Below are 19589 nucleotides of genomic sequence, written 5' to 3' on the forward strand. Positions count from 1 at the left end.
GAAGAACTGATATGAAAGCGTTTGAAGCGAATTTTGATGGTCTGGTTGGACCAACGCACAACTACAGCGGCCTCTCTTTCGGTAACGTAGCGTCTGAGAACAACGGTGCGAATGCGTCTAACCCGAAACTGGCAGCGCTGCAGGGTCTTGCGAAAATGAAAGCCCTGCACGACATGGGCATGGTTCAGGGGGTACTGGCACCTCAGGAGCGTCCTGATCTGTTTACCCTGCGTCGTCTGGGCTTTACCGGATCTGATGCCGAAGTGCTGGCACAAGCTGCGAAAGAAGCACCGCGTATTCTGGCGGCTTGCTGCTCTGCATCCAGCATGTGGACGGCGAATGCTGCCACTGTATCCCCAAGTGCGGATACTGCAGACGGCAAGGTGCATTTCACACCGGCGAACCTGACCAACAAATTTCACCGTTCCATTGAGCATGAAACCACTGGTCGCATTCTGCAGGCGACCTTTGCGGATGAAAACCACTTTGCCCACCATCCTGCTCTGCCGGGTGTTGAGCACTTTGGTGACGAAGGCGCAGCAAACCACACCCGTTTCTGCCACGAGTACGGCGAGCAGGGTGTTGAGTTCTTTGTCTTTGGCCGCAGTGCTTTCGACAGCCGTTATCCTGCTCCGAAAAAATACCCGGCGCGTCACACACTGGAAGCTTCTCAGGCGGTGGCCCGTAGTCACGGTCTGAGCAACAGCCATGTGGTTTATGCACAACAGCATCCGGATGTGATCGATGCCGGTGTTTTCCACAACGACGTAATTGCTGTGGGTAACCGCGACATTCTGTTCTGCCACGAGCAGGCGTTCCTGGATCAGGCTGCGGTTAAACAGCAACTGACCGATGCTATGGGTGGCAGCTTCCGGGTGGTAGAAGTTCCGGCCAGCCGTGTATCGGTTGACGATGCGGTACAGAGCTACCTGTTCAACAGCCAGCTGCTGAGTCTGCCGGATGGCCGCACTCTGCTGGTGATTCCGGAAGAGTGTAAGAACAACGAACGCGTCTGGAACTACCTGACTGAGCTGGAAAGTGGTGACAGCCCGATCGATGAACTGAAAGTGTTCGATCTGAAGCAGAGCATGAGCAACGGCGGTGGCCCTGCTTGTCTGCGTCTGCGTGTGGCCATGAACGAAGCGGAACTGGCAGCATTTAATCCGGCAACCCGTATGAGTGATGAACTCTTCACTACGCTGAACAGCTGGGTAGAGCGTCACTACCGTGACCGTATTCTGGATGCGGATCTGGCTGATCCTCAGCTGCTGATCGAATCCCGTACGGCACTGGATGAACTGACTCAGATCCTGAAACTGGGTTCTGTCTATCCGTTCCAGCGGGTTTGATTGACCCCTGATCTTCCCTGCGAAGATTCATTGTAAGCCTCTTATTTTGCGCTCTTTTGTTATTTGCTGGTTTCAGCATTTATGAGCTTTGCCCCGGCCTGAAAAGGCCGGGGCTTTTTTGTGCCTTTCTGTCTGGTATAGAGACTTTGAACAATATGAAATTCTCGACAAGAGCGTAGACTCGATCTGAACCTGCCGGAGGATTTCCATTGAGTGAGAGAAAGCACATTTTAGTAACCGAGCAAACCGGCTATGACCTGATCGGAGATATTCATGGCCATGGTGATGCGCTGGAACAATTGCTATTGAAGTTGGGTTATCAGGATTCAGGTGCTGGTTTTTGTCACCCGACCCGCAAGGTTATTTTTCTGGGGGACTTTATTGATCGGGGAGAGCACCTGCGTCAGCACAGAAAAGTGCTTGGCATTGTCATGCCTATGGTCGCATCAGGTGCTGCGTTGGCTGTGATGGGCAATCATGAGTTTAATGCGCTGGCCTACCATACCTTTCATAACGGAGATTATCTCCGCAAACATACGCCTAACAATCAACGGCAACACCAGGCTTTCCTCAATGAGTTTGACGATGAGCCTGAGTTAAAGGCTGAAGTTTTAGCCTTCTTTTATCAGTTGCCGCTATGGCTGGAGGTTGATGGTATTCGTGTGGTGCATGCCTGTTGGGATCAGGCGTGCATCGACAAGCTGGATAAGCTGTTAACCGATCAACGCTTGCTGCCGGAGCATCTGGTGGAGTCTTCCACTGATGGCAGTTACCTCTTTTTTGCAGTTGAGCGTCTGCTCAAAGGGGTAGAAGTCTCTTTGCCGGAAGGGATCGTCTTTCACGATAAAGACGGTCATGAGCGTCATGCGATCCGGGTGCAGTGGTGGCGGTCAGATGCTGAAAATTTGGGTGAAGTTGCCTTGCCGCTGGGTGTTGATATCGAATCCGCAACCGGGCTGCCTATACCCAAGGATGTGCCAACCTATCAGCCGGATTTGCCAGCCTGTTTTATGGGGCATTACTGGTGGCAGGGGAAACCTGCTCCGTTAGCGCCGAATATCGCCTGTCTGGATTATTCTGTCGCTAAAGGCGGCCCTTTAGTGGCGTATCGCTGGCAGGGGGAACAGGTGCTTTGCTCTGAGCACTTTGTCAGCTGGAAAGACGATACTGAAATTTAATGGGTTAACAGCTGTTCCAGCTCTTTTTTACGGGCGATGTGATAACGCATTCGCATCATCACGCGGGCGGGTATAACAGGTTTGCAGATAAAGTCTGCAGCGCCGGAGTCAAAGGCCTGCCCCTCAAAAACAAGGTCTTCAAACCCGGTCAGAAAAATCACCGGAATATGCCGGGTTGCCGGGTTGGCTTTCAGCTGCTGACAGATCTTAAAACCAGGGATATCCGGCAGTTCCACATCCAGCAGAATAAGGTCAAATGCCTGTTCTTTGATCAGATTCAGGGCATCGGTGCCGTTAGTGGCACAAAACAGATCAAATTGTTGGGACAGAACTTCACTTAATCCCTGAAGTGCCGACAATTCATCATCAACGAATAAGACTTTATCTGTTTTGTTTAACTCATTAGGCATTTCATTGGTTCCGGGTTAACAATTTCTTCCTGAAGTCGGTAGAATGAAATCTGACCGTTTAGCAGGTTAGAGTAACATTACTTGTTATAAACAGTATATCATTTGATTAATTAGGGTCTTTCACGGATAACCTTTATTTCAGACCTTTCCAGCAGGGTGCTGCTGGTCTGGTGTGACAGCCTTTTTGCCACGGAGTGAGCAGTGAATACAGAAGCCGACATGACTGATCAGCCGGAAGATATGCAGGATGTTCTTATATCCGAAAGAGAATCAGAGTCATCTTTAGTCATTGTTGGTGTTGGTGCCAGCGCCGGTGGCCTTGAAGCGCTGCAGGCGGTTTTCAACAATATGCCAGACGATATCGATATGGCATTTGTGGTGGCCCAGCATCTGTCACCTTCTTATAAAAGCCTGATGGTTGATCTGCTGTCCAAAGATTCGACCATTCCCATTCTGACCCCTACCCATAAACAAAGCATCCAACCCGGCTATGTTTATATCTGCCCGCCGAATAAGAACATCACTGTTGATGAGTTTGATCAGATTGTTCTGAGTGATGTTGATCAGGAACGACACTTTCCGCGTCCTTCTGTTGATATGTTGTTTGAGTCTATCGCGCAGGTGAAGGGTGACCAGGCGGTTGGTGTGATTTTGTCCGGAACCGGTAGTGACGGCACCCGGGGAATTCGGGCGATTAAGGCGGAAAACGGCTTTGCTCTGATTCAGGACCCGAATACGGCTAAGTATGACGGTATGCCCCGTTCTGCTATCGATTCCGGCAGTGTGGACATTATTGTTCATCCGGAGAATTTGGGCACAGAGCTGCGGAACCTGCTGAGTTTCCCTCGTCACAAGATCGATAAAACCAGCATTGTGGTGCCTACGGAGATTTATCGTTCCATACTCCGCACCCTGAAACGACACTGTAAAGTGGATTTCGGTCTTTATAAAGAGACCACGATTCTGCGACGCATTGAACGTCGTATGACGGCGTTGCGCATTCTGACGGTAGAAGAGTATCTGCAGTATCTTAAAGGTGATGAAACCGAAGCGGCCATGTTGTTCAACGACATGCTGATCGGGGTAACCTCCTTTTTCCGTGACCCGAAAGCCTATGAAGTGGTTAAAGAGCAGTTGGCAGATTACATCGAAAACCGTGAGTCGAAGCACCTACGCCTCTGGGTGGTTGGTTGCTCAACCGGTGAAGAAGCCTACTCGGTTGCGATGTTGCTGGCAGATATTCTGGGTGAAAACTTGCATGAGTATAAGATCCAGATTTTTGCTACGGACATTGATAAGAAGGCGCTGTCTATCGCCCGTATGGGGCGCTATCTTCCGGGTTCATTACAGCACTTGCCCCGGGAGTATATGACTCGCTTCTTTACCGCCAATGATGACCAGTTTGAGGTGATCAAAGCGATCAAATCCATGGTGATTTTCTCGGTGCATGATGTCACTAATGATCCACCATTCCTGAAGCTGGACTTTGTTTCCTGCCGGAATCTGATGATCTATTTCACGCTGGAGCTGCAGCGTCAGATCTTCCCGATTTTTCATTACAGTCTGAACAGCAAAGGTGTGCTTTTCCTTGGTCAGTCGGAATCGACCGGTGTATTCCAGGAGTATTTCCGCCCGCTGTCCCGTTCCGCCAAAGTGTATCAGTCGGTATTCCTTGGCCGTAAAATCGCGCCGAAGCGTAAGATGCCGGATCGTTCCGAGAAAGTGCCGATTGTTATTGAAGATCCGGATCGTCCAAAGCGCAAGGAATCTCACGCTGATCGCCTTGAAGGGCTGATCTACCAGCAGATGCAGAAATCCTTCCTTCAGAACGTGGTGCTGATTAACGAGAACTATGATCTGATCTTTACCAAGGGTAATAACCCGTTACTGGTGCGTTCAGAAGGTATCCCGAGCAACAGTATTTATAAGAACCTGCATCAGGCCTTTATTATTGATCTGAGAACCGCCCTGCATCAGATAGATGAAGGCGAAGAGATGGTGCGAACCTCTTTCCAGACGGTTGTCCTGAATAATCAGAGCCGTATGTGCCGCCTGATTGTTACGGATCTGTCCAACATTCAGGGCTATGGCCGCCTGTTTATGATCTTTACTCAGGTTGAAGATCCGGCAGATATGCCTGCTCTGAAAGTGGATCGTGGTGATCAGACTGACCGCATCATGTACGAGCAGGAGCTGCAGCTGAAGAAAACCAAAGAGCAGCTGCAGGCGGTGATCGAAGAGCTGGAAACCTCGAATGAGGAGATGCAGGCGATGAATGAGGAGCTGCAAAGCTCCAACGAAGAGCTACAAAGCTCAAACGAAGAGCTTGAGACCACTAACGAAGAACTTCAGTCTACCAATGAAGAGCTGCAGACCGCTTATGCGGAACTGCGTATGGCCTACGAGGATAAAGAAACCCAGCGTTATGAGTTGATTAAGCTGAAGGGTGAGCTTGAGCATACCAATCGTTTGCTGAAAGATGCCGAGCGTATGGGGGGGATGGGTTCCTGGTTATGGAGCCTGAATAATAAGTCCGTCTCGTGGAGCCCGGGTTGCTACGATATTTTTGGTTTGGATGAAGAGCATTTTACTCCATCTTATGAGGCCTTTATCGGCATTGCTCATCCGGATGATCGTACCCGTCTTGAGAAACATCTGGCGGACTTGCTGAACAATACAGCCAAGCAGCCATTTGTCTTTAAGGCACTGGACCGTAATAAACGGGTGATCATGGTGTCGATGGAATCCGTGGTTTCTTATAACGACCTGAAACAGCCGGAAAAAGTGATGGGCACCATCACCAATATTTCTGAGCGTATCGCCCTGCAAAAAGAGAAAACTGTTTACAAAGAGAAGGTGAATTACCTGCTGAATAACGAAATCAGCGGCAACTATATTTTTTCTGTTGAGGATTTCTCCTTCAGTTTTATCAACCCTGTGTTCAGTGAAGTACTGGGTTACAGTCTGGAAGATATTGTAAAACTGAATCGGGATGAGGTTATGGCATTGGTTCATCCGGATGACAGGGCGGATTTTGAGGCTCGTTATATCAATCTGACGGATTCGCTGAATACCAAGCTGCCACCTTTCCAATATCGTTTTAAACATTCAGTAAGCGGTGATTATATTACCCTCATTACCAATGAAGTCCCCTTTGAGGTAAACGAGTCTGAAGGCTCGATCAGTAAGGTGTTCGGCAGCTTATTTGCGTGGAATGAACAAGGGAATGACAGACTTTAATTTTAAAGACACGCACTACTGGCTGACTCAGTTAGCCCGTTTTAAGTCTTATGTCACTGATAAGGTGGCTTATCAGTATGAAGAGCGGCATGAGCTTTTAGCGATGATCGATCAGTTGGAAGGGCTGATCGATGATGGTGGTGTTTCTGCTGTGAAGGAAGTCCATGCACCGGAAACGTCTTCAGAACTTTATGAGTTTCTGGAGAATGCTCCGGAGCCCATTATCGTCTGTAACACCAAGCTCAACATTATTTATGGCAACCATATTGCCATGGAGCTTCTGGGGCTGGATAAACCCAACTCGCCTGTTCGCCGTTACCTGCTCACCTTTCTGGTAAAAAATGTTGCTGAGTTTCTGAACTGGGTTTCCGGCAGCAGCACTCATACCGTCATTCAGGAGCTGTCCACTATCAATGGCGTGATTGCCTTTGAGGTTAATAAGCAGCGTATCCGCATGAAAGGGGAAACGCTGTTTATCCTTTCCATGCATGTCGCCAGTGAGGCGATGGATGAATCGATTCGCCAGTGGGAGCTTTGGTATCGCAACGCCTTCACCTATGCCCGGGAAGCGATGTTTATTCTTGATGCAGAGCGCAGGTTTATTGCGGTAAATAATCGTTTCTGCGAGATCACGGGTTATACAGAAGATGAAGCTTTAGGCCAGTCACCGACGATGCTGACCTCCGGCAGTCACGATGAAGGGTTTTATAAAGAATTCTATGAAACCCTTTACGACACGGGCATCTGGGAAGGGGTGATCTATAACAAAGCCAAGTCCGGCCATTCCTATCCTCAGGATCTGCGTGCTGTTGCCCTCTTTCTGAATGATGAATCCAGTCGCCCTGATGGTTATATCGGAATCTTTGAAAACATCGAAAGTCGTGTTCGCCATGAGATGGATCTGAAAGACGCTTCAGAAACAGATCCCCTGACCGGCCTGATGAACCGCAATGGTTTCAACAGCACCATGGAGCAGCTGTTTGCTGAAGCCGAACGCAATGGCTATACCCTGACCCTGATCTATATCGATATGGACAGGTTCAAACAGCTGAACGATACCCATGGGCATAGCTATGGTGACGAGATGCTGCGGGTTCTGTCCGGTCGTTTGCGTCATATTATGAAGTCCGATGATATTCTGGCTCGTCTTGGCGGCGACGAATTCGTGGTGCTGCTTGAAGGCGAGCTGACCGAGGCGATGCTGGAGAGCATCCTCAACAAGTTGCTGCGACATCTCGGTGAGCCTTACCGTATTTTCGACACGCTGCACGACAGCAGTGCCAGTCTCGGTGTTGCCCGTTACCCTAATGATGCGCTGAGTATTGATGGGCTTATTCAGGCTGCGGATGCAGCGATGTACCAGGCCAAAAAGAACGGTCGTAATTGTTATCAGTTTTTCGATAAGAATGTGTTTGATCAGGAGTTTGCTCAGGAAGAGTTTATCAATCAGATCAACACAGGTTTTATCCGGGATGAGTTTATCCCCTATTTTCAGCCTCAGTTCAGTCTGATTGGTAAAGAGATTGTTGGTTTTGAATCCCTTTGTCGCTGGCTGACGCCCGGTGGCAAGGTGATTGCGCCCGGCGGCTTTTTACCTGAGATGGAAAAAGATAAAAACCTGATGACCAAGCTGGCGCTGAGCATGATCCGCCATGTTTTCCGCACTGTGGATATCCTGATTCGCCATGACTTCCGCTTACCGGTTGCACTGAACCTGTCGGCGACCCAGTTAGCCTCTCCACGGGTGATAGAGCATCTGATCTTTATGTCGGAGACTCACCCGGATGCTGCCAAGCTGATTGAGATTGAGATCACTGAAACGACTCTGTTTGAGGGTGATCCGGCGATTCTTGATCACATTGAGCAGTTACAGGAGATCGGCTTTGAATTTGTGCTGGATGACTTCGGCACGGGTTTCTCCTCTATCTACAGTCTTAAGCAGATCCGCTTTAAGAAGATCAAGATCGACCGCAGCTTTGTGATGGATATTGGTGACCGTCACAACACCAATCTTCTGGATGGCATGATCGGCCTGATTCAACAGCTGGATCTGGAGATTATCTGCGAGGGCATAGAGACCGAAGAGCAACTAAACTATCTGGTAGCTAAAGGCTGTCGGGTGGGACAGGGCTTCTATTACTCACCTGCGGTATCGACTACCGAAGCCGCTAAGATGCTGCATCTGAACATCTCGGATGTATGACCTTTTATTCAATATCTAACTGGTTTTTGAGGTGTTAAAGGGAAGTGTTCAGCTTCCCTTTTTTATCATTAAAAACAGGCCGGAAATCGCAGGAGAGCTGTTGTGAACGAGGGTGTGGAATCAGATCAGGCCAGGCAGAACTGGACACGATGGCTCAGAATTGAGTTTCTGGTTATCCCGCTGTTTATTATTGCCGCCTTAACGCTCTATTGGGTGGATTCCATTCGGGTAGGGACTCTGGTTCAGCGTATTACCCATGAAGAACAGGAGATTTTCCAGCGCGATACCGTCCATCTGGCGATGGGGTATGGTCGGGTTATGGAGGAGCTGATAGCTCTGAACCGCCAGCTGAATGATGCCGGAGCTGGAGCCTCACCGGATCAGGTCTTACTGATGGGAATGCAGGCGCTGATGATGGCAAATCCCCATCAGATGCAGGTGCGTTGGATTGATGAGCAGGGCAGAGAGCGCATCCGCTTTGATCGTGAAGATGACCAGGTTTTGCGGATTTCTGAGGATCAGCTGCAAAGCAAAGCTCACCGGGACTACACCCGTAAAACACTGGCATTAGCTCCCGGGCAATTCTTTATCTCAGCCATTGACCTTAATGTTGAGCACAATGTGGTTGAGCGTCCGTTTAAACCCACTTTTCGTATAGCCCTTCGGTTAACCAATGCCCGTGGTTTTCTGATTGTGAATCAGAATGCCGGCTCTATCTTTGAGTCCCTGCAGGCGAAAGATGAACTGATCGATACCTGGCTGATTAACAGCGAGGGTGATTGGCTGAAAGGACCTCAGCCTGAATTGGATTGGGGCTTTATTCTTGGGGAGCATCATCATATCCGGGATATTTTCAGCCCTCAGGTCAGCGACCTGATTCTAAAAGAGCCCTTAAGTGCCTCAGTCGCCGAAGATAAAACCATCACCCTGAGTTACAAGCTGCCTCTGCAGGCTTTAACTTCCCGTTACGCTCTGATTGATGATCAGCCGATTCTGATCCGGCAGGTTCAGGCGGGATATTTCCATCAGGCGAATGCCCAAAGTCGTTTTGCACCTCTGACAATGCTGATTCTGTTTCTGGCCTGTCTGATACTCTTTCTGTTTTTGCGACAGTGGCGAAAGGCATCTTTGATCCGGTCTGAGCGTAAAGCCCGTGGAGAAGAGATGGGACGACTTCACGGTATTGCTAACCTGTTGCCCCAGCTCACCTGGACCTGTACCCCGGAAGGTAGCTGTGACTTTATCAGTCAGAGTTGGGCGGATTATACCGGCAGTACGCCTGATCTTCTGATCGGCACGGGGTGGGTGGATTTCGTACACCCTGACGACCATGAAGAGTTGTTTCGTTGCTGGACCCATTCGGTGAATACCGGTGAAGACTTTTTTATCCGTTTTCGTATTCGCTCCAAAGCAGGCCAGTACCGGATGTTTGATACCCGGGCCAGAGCGTTGAAAGACAGCAATGGCAGTGTGCTGCAATGGTTTGGTTCCAATACCGATATCGAAGACACCATCAGCTATGAAAAGCGTCTGGAGCAGGAGCGTGAACGCCTGAGAGCAGAGCTGCAGATCAGTGATCAGGAAAAGCAGAAAGCGACAGAGCGTTTGCAGCTGGCAACCCTTGCTGGTCAGGTGGGAATCTGGGAATACGACATGGTGACCCAGATGCTGATCTGGGATGAGCGCATGTTTGAGTTGTACGGCGACCGCTATTCAGCAGAAGCTCTGCCGTTTACCCATTGGCAGCATCGGGTGCATCCGAAAGATCTGCCAGGGGTTGAGCGCATTATGGGAGAGGCGCTGGAAAACGGGGACTCCCTGATTTGTGAGTTCCGGATTATTCGTCCGGATGACAGCATTATCTGGGTGAAGGCAGATGCCTTTATTGTCCGTGATGAAGCCGGTAACCCTCTGCGTATGGTGGGCAGTAACCGGGATATTTCAGAATCCAAGCAACTGATGGCGGAGCTGGAAGAGGCCAATGAACACCTGACAGAAGCGCTGGATCAGGCCAAGAGTGCAACCCGGGCAAAATCCTATTTTCTTGCCAATATGAGCCATGAGATCCGAACCCCTATGAACGGTATTGTCGGCATGCTGGCGCTGTTGAATCAGGATGAGACGCTCAGTCCCCAACAGCGGGAATACTGTCAGCTGGCCTATCAGTCCTCTGAGCATCTGACGGAAATTCTGAATGATATTCTTGATCTCAGCCGGATTGAGAGTGGTCGGGTGACGCTCTCGATGACGGACTTTTCTTTACAGACGTTGCTGCAGGAAGCGGTTGAAGTCTTTGCCTTAAGTGCCCGCCAGAAACAGGTTGAATTAAGGACTCATATCGCTGCTGGTACACCTGATCTTCTGATCAGTGATCCCCTTCGGGTCAGTCAGATCGTCAGCAATATCGTGGGCAATGCCGTTAAGTTTACCCCTGAGATGGGACGCATTGATGTCTCTGTTGCTGTTGTCTCCGGGGCGGAAAATTCACCATCTCCCTCTTTGCTCAGAATTGCCGTGAAGGATACCGGTATCGGTATTTCCCAAGCGCAGCAGGGAGAAATTTTCAAAGCCTTTACTCAGGCAGATGTCAGTACCACCCGACGTTTTGGTGGCACCGGACTGGGGCTGACTATCTGCCAGCAGTTAGCGGAGCTTCTGGATGGTTCGATAGCGGTTAACAGTGAAGAGGGCGAAGGTACGGAGTTTGTTCTGCAGGTGCCGGTTCAGATTTCAGAGCTGAATACACCGGATACCCTAGCGAGTGGTGAGGGTGTTTCTTCTGTGTCGGAAAAGACAACCACCCTTTCCCTCAGTGGTCTTAAGGTACTGACCGTTGATGATCAACCCCTGAATAATCTGGTGGTGGAAGGCCTGATGCGTTATGCCGGCGTTCCGGTTCGTGTTGCCGGTTCCGGTGCCGAAGCGGTTAGCCTGCTGGAAAATGAAGCCTTTGATTTGGTGCTAATGGATGTCCACATGGAAGGTATGAGCGGACTGGAAGCGACTCGTCGTATTCGTCAGCTGAAACAGATCCGGCAACCGCTGATCTTTGGCCTTTCCGCATCTGTTATGGAAGAAGATCAGCAGCGCGGACTGGATGCGGGTATGGATACCTATCTGATGAAGCCCTTCAAACTGGATGATCTGTTCGAAGCGTTATCGGCCTATCAGGAGCGCTTATCTACTCTTAATGCTGTCAGCCTCATGTCCCGGAGTGATAGCGAACCGGCTTCATCCAATAAAGAGGCGGAGTCTTTCAGTTTGCCGGAGTGCATTGACCCGGAAGACTTTAAAGGGCGTTTGAAAGGTGACTACGATCTGTTGATGCAGTGCATACAGGCTTTTGTGCAAAGTGCTAAAGACGAAGAGCTGCCAGAACTTCATGGCAGTCAGCCTTATCAGAGTGAGGCTGTTGCTTTCAGCCATAAGATCAAAGGAGCAGCCCGCTCCATTGGCGATACAGAGCTTGCTGAGACCGCTTTCCATGCCGAGATGTTGTCGAGGGATGAGGCATCCGATCCCATAGAGCTAACGGATGCGCTGAAGGAAACAGAAGCCCTGCTGCACAAGCATCTGGCGTTGTTAAAGCCTGCGATCAGACAGTGGCAGGGAGAGAAAACGGCAGCTACCTTAGCGCCTGATCTTTTTCAGCAGCGGGGTGAAAAACTCTGGGAGCTGGCCGATGCCCATCGTTTTATTCCCACGGATTATTGGCAGCCGTATGTTGCAACCCTGAAGGCACAGGGATATGTCGCAGAAGCAGAAGCACTGGCGAATGCCTTTGTGGCTTTTGATAATCAAAAAATCACAGATCTTCTGGAAAGCCTGCAGACAGAGTCCCGGCATTAGACCGGGAGTGCATAGCCTTGAGCGGGTTTAAGGCTCAGGGCTATGTCTGTTTTAACGCTGCTTCTGGTTAAAGGGGAACTGGCCTCCGGCTCCTTACTTCTCAGAACCTTATTCCCGGTTCAGAGCTTCGAGCAGTTCAATCTCAAAGATCAGATTACTGTTCGGTGGAATCTTGTCGCCAAAGCCGCGTTCGCCATAGCCCATCTCGGCAGGCACCTGCAGTTTGCGCTTGCCGCCAACCTTCATACCTTTTAAGCCTTCAACCCAGGCGGCGATCACTTTTTTACGGCTCAGTACCACCTGAAACGGTTGGCCTTTGTCGTAGGAGTTATCAAATTCGGTGCCGTCTTCCAGCCAGCCTCTGTAGTGAGCGGTGACTAGAGCGCCGCCCTTTTTAACTTCGGTGCCTGTGCCTTCAATCAGGTCTTCGATGATGAGTTCGTTCAGATCGGACATGGTGATTCCTGTTTGGCTGTTCTTTTACTTAGTCGCCGTAATGGCTGATTTCAGACTGATATGGCGGGCAGATTAGGTGTTCACCGCCTTTCTTTCAAGCGAGCGTGAACCAGAAGGATGTCATAGAAGTGTCATGTTCGGAATTTAATATCTGTTCAACCATATATATGTTTTTTCATATATCTCTTCAGGTATGATGAGCACTTACTTTTTTCAGACAGGCAGGCCGATGCTGGACCCCGTGATATTTTTCAAACAACTGGCGGATGAAACCCGACTGAGGGCATTGCTCCTGATCACACAGGAAGAGGAATTGTGTGTCTGCGAGCTGGTGGCGGCGTTGGACGAAAGCCAGCCGAAAATCTCCCGTCACTTGGCGCAGTTGCGTAAAACCGGCTTGCTGGAAGATCGCCGTCAGGGGCAGTGGATCTTCTACCGGTTAAGCCCGCAATTGCCCGAATGGTGCCGGGTTGTGTTATCCACAACCGCCTCTGCCAATGCTGATTATCTGCAGCAGGCTAAGACACAGCTGGCTGATATGGGCGACCGACCGGAGCGGCTGAAAAGCTGCTGCTGATTTTGACTCTGCAAGGAAAAGACGATGGGATTTTTTGAACGCTATTTATCGCTCTGGGTGGGGCTGGCGATTCTTGCCGGCGTCCTGTTGGGTAACCTGATGCCACAGGCATTTGCGGCGGTGGCGGCCCTTGAGTGGGCGCACGTCAATCTGGTGGTGGCGGTACTGATCTGGGTGATGATCTACCCGATGATGGTGCAGATCGACTTTGCCGCCGTTAAAGATGTCGGCAAGCGCCCGAAAGGGCTGCTGCTGACCTTAGTGGTGAACTGGCTGATCAAACCCTTTTCGATGGCGGCGCTCGGCTGGTTATTCTTTAAGGTGCTGTTTGTCGACTGGGTTGATCCGGCCAGCGCCAGTGAGTATATCGCCGGTATGATTCTGTTGGGTGTCGCACCCTGTACCGCCATGGTGTTTGTCTGGAGCCAGCTCACCAAGGGCGATCCTAACTATACGCTGGTGCAGGTCTCTCTGAACGACATCATTATGGTGTTTGCCTTTGCGCCGATTACCGCCCTGTTACTGGGTGTGAGTGATATTCAGGTACCGTGGGAAACCTTGTTGCTCTCGGTGGTGCTCTATGTGGTGCTGCCTCTGGCGGCAGGTGTTTTAACCCGTCGAATGCTTCAGCAGGCAGATACTGTTAATGCGGCAAAAACAGCAGATACCGGAGACAGCCGTGTGCAGTCTTTTCTGGCGGCAGTAAAACCCTGGTCGATTGTTGGCCTGCTGGGCACTGTGGTACTGCTGTTTGGTTTTCAGGCGCAAACGATTCTGCAACAGCCACAAACGATTCTTCTGATCGCCATTCCCCTGATGCTTCAGACCTACGGCATTTTTGCTCTGGCTTATCTGGCCGCCCGCTGGCTGAAACTGAAACATGATATTGCGGCTCCGGCCTGTCTGATTGGCACCTCTAATTTCTTTGAGCTGGCGGTTGCGGTGGCTATCTCCCTGTTTGGCCTGCACTCCGGTGCGGCGCTGGCAACCGTGGTCGGTGTTCTGGTTGAAGTGCCTGTGATGCTGAGTCTGGTCTGGTTTGCCAACCGCACCCGACACTGGTTTGCCTGACGATTATTGATACACGAATTCTTATTCACCGTTTTTTGATTCACCTTGTTAACGATACCGAGACAGAACTATGACCATCAAAGTAGGTATTAACGGCTTTGGCCGTATGGGACGACTGACACTGCGTGCGGCTTTTGACTGGCCGGAGATCGAGTTTGTGCAGATCAATGATCCGGCGGGTGATGCGGCAACGCTGGCGCATCTGATCACCTTCGATTCGGTCCATGGCCGCTGGCACCATGAGGCTTCAGCGGAAGGCGATACGATGCTGATTGATGGCCAAAGCATCCGCTGCACTCAGAACACCGCTATCGCTGATACCGACTGGTCCGGTTGTGATCTGGTGATTGAAGCTTCCGGCAAGATGAAAACCCAGAGCCTGCTCAAGGCTTATCTGGATCAGGGCGTGAAACGGGTTGTGGTGACCGCCCCGGTAAAAGAAGAGGGTGTGCTTAATATCGTCATGGGTGTGAACCATCACGAATACGATAAAGCGCAATACCCGATTGTCACGGCAGCCTCCTGCACCACCAACTGTCTGGCGCCTGTGGTGAAGGTGCTGCATGAGAAGCTGGGCATTGTGCATGGCTCCATGACCACGATTCACGATATCACCAACACCCAGACCATTCTGGATGCGCCCCATAAGGATCTGCGTCGCGCCCGCGCCTGCGGTATGAGTCTGATCCCGACCACCACCGGTTCTGCTACGGCCATCACCCATATCTTCCCGGAGCTGAAAGGCAAGCTGAACGGCCATGCGGTACGTGTGCCCCTGGCGAATGCTTCCCTGACCGATTGTGTGTTTGAGGTCAGCCGCCCAACCACAGAGGAAGAGCTGAACGCCCTGTTTAAAGAAGCTGCAGAAGGTGAGCTGAAAGGTATTCTGGGTTACGAAGAGCGTCCGCTGGTGTCGATCGATTACCGTACTGACCCGCGTTCTACCGTGGTGGATGCGCTGTCGACCATGGTGATTAACGGCACTCAGGTGAAAGTCTATCTGTGGTATGACAACGAGTGGGGTTATGCCAACCGTACTGCGGAGCTGGCGCGTTTTGTTGGCCTGCAGGATCAGTAAGTACCATGACCGAGCAATCACCCAAGCGCCCTCAGACGACTAAAGCCTCGCTGATTGAGAAACTCAGAGCGCTGCCGGAAGGTGTGCGCCAATACCTGATCGTCACCGGTAACTACTGGGCCTTTACCCTGACCGATGGCGCCCTACGTATGCTGGTGGTACTGCATTTTCATGGTCTGGGTTTTTCGCCGCTGAATATCGCCATGCTGTTCCTCTTTTATGAGTTTTTCGGCGTAGTGACCAACTTGATCGGCGGCTGGTTGGGGGCACGACTTGGCCTGAACCGCACTATGAATATCGGCCTCTTCCTGCAGGTGCTGGCGCTGTCGATGCTACTGGTGCCTGCGGATTGGCTGACCGTGTCTTTGATATCTGTACCTTGGGTGATGGCGGCACAGGCGTTGTCCGGCATCGCCAAAGATCTGAATAAGATGAGTGCCAAAAGCTCAATCAAGCTGCTGGTGCCAAAGGGTGAGGAAGCCAAACTCTACGGCTGGGTAGCGGCGCTGACCGGATCGAAAAATGCCCTGAAAGGCATGGGCTTTTTCCTTGGTGGTCTGCTGCTGACCCTGTTGGGTTTTCAGGGTGCGGTGTTGGCGATGGCGCTGATGTTGTTACTGGTCTGGCTCTCCAGTCTGGTGTTGCTGAAGCAGGATCTGGGCAAAGCGAAAAACAAGCCCAAGTTCTCTGAGATCTTTTCCAAAAGCCGGGCGGTAAACCTGCTGTCTGCAGCGCGCCTGTTCCTGTTCGGCGCGCGGGATGTCTGGTTTGTGATCGCACTGCCGGTATATCTGGCGGCGGTATTTGGTTGGGATCACTGGCAGGTGGGCGGCTTTCTGGCTGCCTGGATTATCGCTTATGGCATGGTACAGGGTTTTGCCCCCCGGATTACCGGCCGAGATAAGTCAGCCAAGAGCGAAGGCGATCAGGCCGGAACTGTGCCGGATGGTAAAGCGGCTTTGTTCTGGGTGGCCTTGCTGGCGCTGATTCCGGCGGGTATCGCGCTGATGCTTCCAGCCGCTGACAGCGCAGTTGCAGGTTTTGTACTGATCGCAGGGCTGCTGCTGTTTGGCGCTGTTTTTGCGATTAACTCATCTCTGCACAGCTATCTGATTGTCAGCTACGCCCGGGATGAAGGTGTGTCCATGGATGTGGGCTTTTATTATATGGCCAATGCTGCGGGGCGTTTGCTGGGGACGGTATTGTCCGGCTGGTTGTATCAGGCTTATGGCGAGGGCGCGGCAGGACTTGTGGCTTGTCTCTGGATCTCTGCCGCCATGCTGGCGCTGACGGCGGTGATCTCGATAGCGCTGCCACGACATCAGACTGTTTAGTCTGATGTCGGTACGCGTTTGCTGTTGGGTTTAACGGTAGGCAGATTGAGGCGGCCAACAAAGTGATCCCAGGGTTCAGGTTTGGCTAGCAGGTAGCCCTGAATCAGCTCTGCTTTTTGTTCACTGACAAAATTGAACTGCTCATCGGTTTCCACGCCTTCCACCACAACACGCATATTCAGTGTGTGTGCCATGGCAATGATGGTTCGCACCAAAGGAGCATCTTCGTGATGCTCCAGCGCCTGAATAAAGCTCTGATCCACCTTGAGTTCATCCACCGGCAGATCCTGCAGATAGCTGAGGGATGAATAGCCGGTACCGAAATCATCCAGTGAGATCTCGACCCCCAGCTCCCGAATCTGGCTGAGCTTGCCTTTCACTTCCTGATCCATCATCAGAGACTCAACAACCTCTAAGGTCAGCTGATCCGGTGAGAACTGGTAGCGCTGCAGAAGGGTTGCGATCTCTTCGACAAAGTCCTTCTGTTTCATTTGCAGAACAGAGATATTCACCGATAGGCGAATCGTGTGCCATTGCAAAAGCTGGCAGGCGCGGTGCAGAATCCAGCGTCCCAGTGGCAGAATCAGTTCGGTCTCTTCCGCCAGTTCAATAAAGTGAGCCGGTGAAAGCAGTCCCCGCTCCGGATGTCGCCAGCGCACCAGTGCCTCTGCAGAGATCAGCTTCCTGTCACAGTTAAATTGCGGCTGGAAGAAGAGCTCAAACTCCTCATTTTTAATGCCGCGTTCCAGATCTGAGATCGCTTCGTTGCGGGCTTTAAGGCCTGTGCTGACATCCTGAGAATAGACTGCGTAGCTAAGCCCCGGAGTGGAGCGAACATGCTGCAGTGCCAGTTTGGCACGGTGCTGCAGGGTTTCCGGGTCCTGACCATCTTCCGGATAACGGGAGAGCCCCATCTGTAGTTTCAGGGTGTAACTTTTCCGCTGAACGACCCAGTGTTTGCTTTCCAGTTGACGGATCAGCTGTTCCAGAAACCCAGTAATACGGGACTCTTCACCTTCAATAAAAAGACCTAGCCTATTAGCAGGTAGGCGAACCAGAAGCCCTTCCGGAGACCAGGCTTCAAGCTTTTGCATCAGGCATTGAGAGAACTGACGGAAGATATCGTTACCGCTGTCAAAGCCGTGCAGCTCATTAATGATATGCAGCCCCTGTATTCTGAGAACCACCAGAAATCCCTGCTTCTCGCTGAGCAGATCCGGATATTCATCCTCGATATAGGTCAGACGGGGTAAGCCGGTGATATCGTCAAAATGGGTTTGCTGGTAAAGATCCTCTTCCATGGTCTGACGCTGGAAAGATTCACCAAACTGGGCCACGACTCCCGCAAAAGCTGAGCAGGCGTAATGATCAGAGTCACTCCAGTTACGGGCATGTTGGCTGCCCAAGGTCAGGATTCCCCGCAGCTCGCCGCCCAGATAAATAGCGGTGACCAGCAGGCTGCTGACTTTATGATCCTGGAAGAAGCCGATCAGAGACTGGCTATGATTTTCCTGAATCAGGTGACGGGTATGGGGGATCTCAATCAGAGTTACCGGACGCTGCTGCAGTTGATTCAGGGTTGCTGACATCTCTTTCATCAGCAGTTGGCTTCCCTTCATGGAGGCGTTGCTGGCCTGGCAGGTGAGGTGCTCCCCGGAAGCATCTAACAGCCATACGGAGGTTATATCTGCACTGGTCAGATGACCGGCTTCCATGATCAGTTCCTGCAGGAAGCCTTCCTGAGTGTGCTGCCCCTGAAATTGCTGACGCAGTTTCTGCAGGGCAATTTGTTGTTGGCCGAGATCCTGTCGGGTGCGGGCCAATGCCTGCATCTCTGACAGGCTATGTCGACCCTGACGCATAATGCGTCGAATCAGCAGATAAGTGGCAAGGGTCAGAATCAGCAGTAATGCTGTGACATCCGGCATCAGGCGATGAAGCAGAGCGGTTCCGGGATGGGCTGGATTCCAGTTGATATAGCTCAGCGTCTGCCCCAGTTGATCTCTGACTGCGAAGCTGGCCATATCCTGGATCGGCTGGGGGCTGGCAAAAGCCTGAGCTGTGTCGGTATGAATCTTAAGAACTCGAATGACTGAGTTAGCAATACGCTTGCCGAAGACAAAGGCACGGGGACTGACCTTGGGAAGCTGATGTTCATTCTCCGGCTGAACCGGATGCGAGCCCAGTAACCAGAGTTCATTGTTGATCAGAAAGAGGCCGCTGGCGTTCTGATCCAGTTGGTAGAGCTTTTCCTGAAAGGCTTCAATATCCGGTGGGATGCGCGTGGGAATGCCCTCATAGCTGCTGAGCAGGAGTTTGCGGTTCTGATCGGTGATAGCGGACCAGGCGATATCCAGATTCTCATACAGGCTGAGTCCGAAGTTACTGCTGATCCAGTCGTCATTGGCAAAACCGTCTACAACCCAAAGCTGATAGGCCTCATCCCAGATTGCATAGTCACGCAGCTGTGCTTCCAGCAGGGACTTTTCCTGTCTCAGGCTTTCGATAATGGTGGCTTCGGTATGATGGATATCTTCCTTATCGACCGCTTTGGCTGCGCCCCAGACAGAGAGTCCGATCAGGAAAAAACAGAGGGCGAACAGTACCAGAATCCATACCAGGGTATGGGAGTACTGACGCGACAACTGGGTTTGCAGTGTGTTGTTCAAGGTGTCAGCCCGCAATTAGCTTAGGGGAAAACCGAGCTTCGTTATTTATTGAATTGGTAGCCCAGTCAGGCGGATATTAACATTCTTTTATTATGTATCAATTGAAAAGTTTATAAGTAATAGCTTATTAAACTTGCACCTGAATCCGTTTAAGCGGTTTTTTCCTGCTCTTCCT

The 19589-nt window shown here is 51.2% G+C and carries 12 protein-coding genes; 9 read left to right on the forward strand and 3 right to left on the reverse strand.

Features of this window, described 5'->3' with window-relative positions:
• The first annotated feature begins 11 nt into the window (after nt 1-11).
• Both astB and BV405_RS15090 read left to right on the forward strand, forming a co-directional pair.
• Entirely contained in the window at nt 12-1349 is a 1338-nt protein-coding gene (astB, locus tag BV405_RS15085) for an N-succinylarginine dihydrolase (RefSeq protein ID WP_086481724.1), read from the forward strand.
• A gap of 209 nt (nt 1350-1558) precedes the next feature.
• A complete protein-coding gene (locus BV405_RS15090; protein WP_245832350.1) occupies nt 1559-2527 on the forward strand; it encodes a metallophosphoesterase in 969 nt (322 codons plus the stop codon).
• Here BV405_RS15090 and BV405_RS15095 read toward each other — a convergent pair.
• A complete protein-coding gene (locus BV405_RS15095; protein WP_086481725.1) occupies nt 2524-2937 on the reverse strand; it encodes a response regulator in 414 nt (137 codons plus the stop codon). The genes BV405_RS15090 and BV405_RS15095 overlap by 4 nt on opposite strands.
• A 201-nt stretch (nt 2938-3138) precedes the next feature.
• Here BV405_RS15095 and BV405_RS15100 point away from each other — a divergent pair, with 201 nt between their 5' ends.
• The 3 genes from BV405_RS15100 to BV405_RS15110 all read left to right on the forward strand — a co-directional run bounded on the left by BV405_RS15100 (nt 3139) and on the right by BV405_RS15110 (nt 12229).
• Nucleotides 3139-6177 (forward strand): chemotaxis protein CheB, encoded by a 3039-nt coding sequence (locus BV405_RS15100; RefSeq protein ID WP_140054636.1) that lies wholly within the window; start codon nt 3139-3141, stop codon nt 6175-6177.
• Nucleotides 6164-8380: a sensor domain-containing protein gene (locus BV405_RS15105; protein WP_176330179.1), complete on the forward strand. Its 2217-nt coding sequence runs from the start codon at nt 6164-6166 to the stop codon at nt 8378-8380. Before BV405_RS15100 ends, BV405_RS15105 begins: the two co-directional genes overlap by 14 nt.
• A gap of 102 nt (nt 8381-8482) precedes the next feature.
• Nucleotides 8483-12229, forward strand: a complete 3747-nt coding sequence (locus BV405_RS15110) for a PAS domain-containing protein (RefSeq protein WP_086481728.1) — start codon at nt 8483-8485, stop codon at nt 12227-12229.
• Nucleotides 12230-12337: 108 nt separating this feature from the next.
• Here BV405_RS15110 and BV405_RS15115 read toward each other — a convergent pair whose 3' ends face one another.
• Nucleotides 12338-12685, reverse strand: coding sequence for an FKBP-type peptidyl-prolyl cis-trans isomerase (locus BV405_RS15115; protein ID WP_086481729.1), 348 nt, complete (start codon nt 12683-12685; stop codon nt 12338-12340).
• Nucleotides 12686-12914: 229 nt separating this feature from the next.
• Here BV405_RS15115 and BV405_RS15120 point away from each other — a divergent pair, with 229 nt between their 5' ends.
• From BV405_RS15120 to arsJ, 4 genes are all read left to right on the forward strand, one after another.
• On the forward strand, nt 12915-13262 hold the full coding sequence (locus tag BV405_RS15120; RefSeq protein ID WP_140054640.1) for a metalloregulator ArsR/SmtB family transcription factor: 348 nt from the start codon (nt 12915-12917) through the stop codon (nt 13260-13262).
• Nucleotides 13263-13286: 24 nt separating this feature from the next.
• The gene (gene arsB / locus BV405_RS15125) at nt 13287-14333 is read left to right on the forward strand and encodes an ACR3 family arsenite efflux transporter (protein ID WP_086481730.1); all 1047 of its coding nucleotides are present in this window, start codon (nt 13287-13289) and stop codon (nt 14331-14333) included.
• Nucleotides 14334-14403: 70 nt separating this feature from the next.
• Complete coding sequence (locus BV405_RS15130; protein ID WP_086481731.1) at nt 14404-15411, forward strand: ArsJ-associated glyceraldehyde-3-phosphate dehydrogenase; 1008 nt, start codon at nt 14404-14406, stop codon at nt 15409-15411.
• A 5-nt stretch (nt 15412-15416) separates the two neighbouring features.
• Entirely contained in the window at nt 15417-16745 is a 1329-nt protein-coding gene (gene arsJ, locus BV405_RS15135) for an organoarsenical effux MFS transporter ArsJ (RefSeq protein ID WP_086481732.1), read from the forward strand.
• Here arsJ and BV405_RS15140 read toward each other — a convergent pair.
• Nucleotides 16742-19414 carry an EAL domain-containing protein gene (locus BV405_RS15140; RefSeq protein ID WP_176330180.1) on the reverse strand — a complete coding sequence of 891 codons (2673 nt, stop codon included), beginning with the start codon at nt 19412-19414 and terminating at the stop codon, nt 16742-16744. The genes arsJ and BV405_RS15140 overlap by 4 nt on opposite strands.
• Between the last annotated feature and the right edge of the window lie 175 nt (nt 19415-19589).

The sequence above is a fragment of the Oceanospirillum sanctuarii genome (assembly GCF_002150805.1).
GTDB classification, from domain to species: domain Bacteria; phylum Pseudomonadota; class Gammaproteobacteria; order Pseudomonadales; family Halomonadaceae; genus Oceanospirillum; species Oceanospirillum sanctuarii.

Bases quoted from the DNA above. Each gene is read 5' to 3' on its own strand.
- astB (WP_086481724.1), top strand. From the start codon at position 12: ATGAAAGCGTTTGAAGCGAATTTTGATGGTCTGGTTGGACCAACGCAC.
- BV405_RS15095 (WP_086481725.1), bottom strand. From the start codon at position 2,937: ATGCCTAATGAGTTAAACAAAACAGATAAAGTCTTATTCGTTGATGAT.
- BV405_RS15105 (WP_176330179.1), top strand. From the start codon at position 6,164: ATGACAGACTTTAATTTTAAAGACACGCACTACTGGCTGACTCAGTTA.
- BV405_RS15115 (WP_086481729.1), bottom strand. From the start codon at position 12,685: ATGTCCGATCTGAACGAACTCATCATCGAAGACCTGATTGAAGGCACA.
- BV405_RS15120 (WP_140054640.1), top strand. From the start codon at position 12,915: ATGCTGGACCCCGTGATATTTTTCAAACAACTGGCGGATGAAACCCGA.
- arsB (WP_086481730.1), top strand. From the start codon at position 13,287: ATGGGATTTTTTGAACGCTATTTATCGCTCTGGGTGGGGCTGGCGATT.
- BV405_RS15130 (WP_086481731.1), top strand. From the start codon at position 14,404: ATGACCATCAAAGTAGGTATTAACGGCTTTGGCCGTATGGGACGACTG.
- arsJ (WP_086481732.1), top strand. From the start codon at position 15,417: ATGACCGAGCAATCACCCAAGCGCCCTCAGACGACTAAAGCCTCGCTG.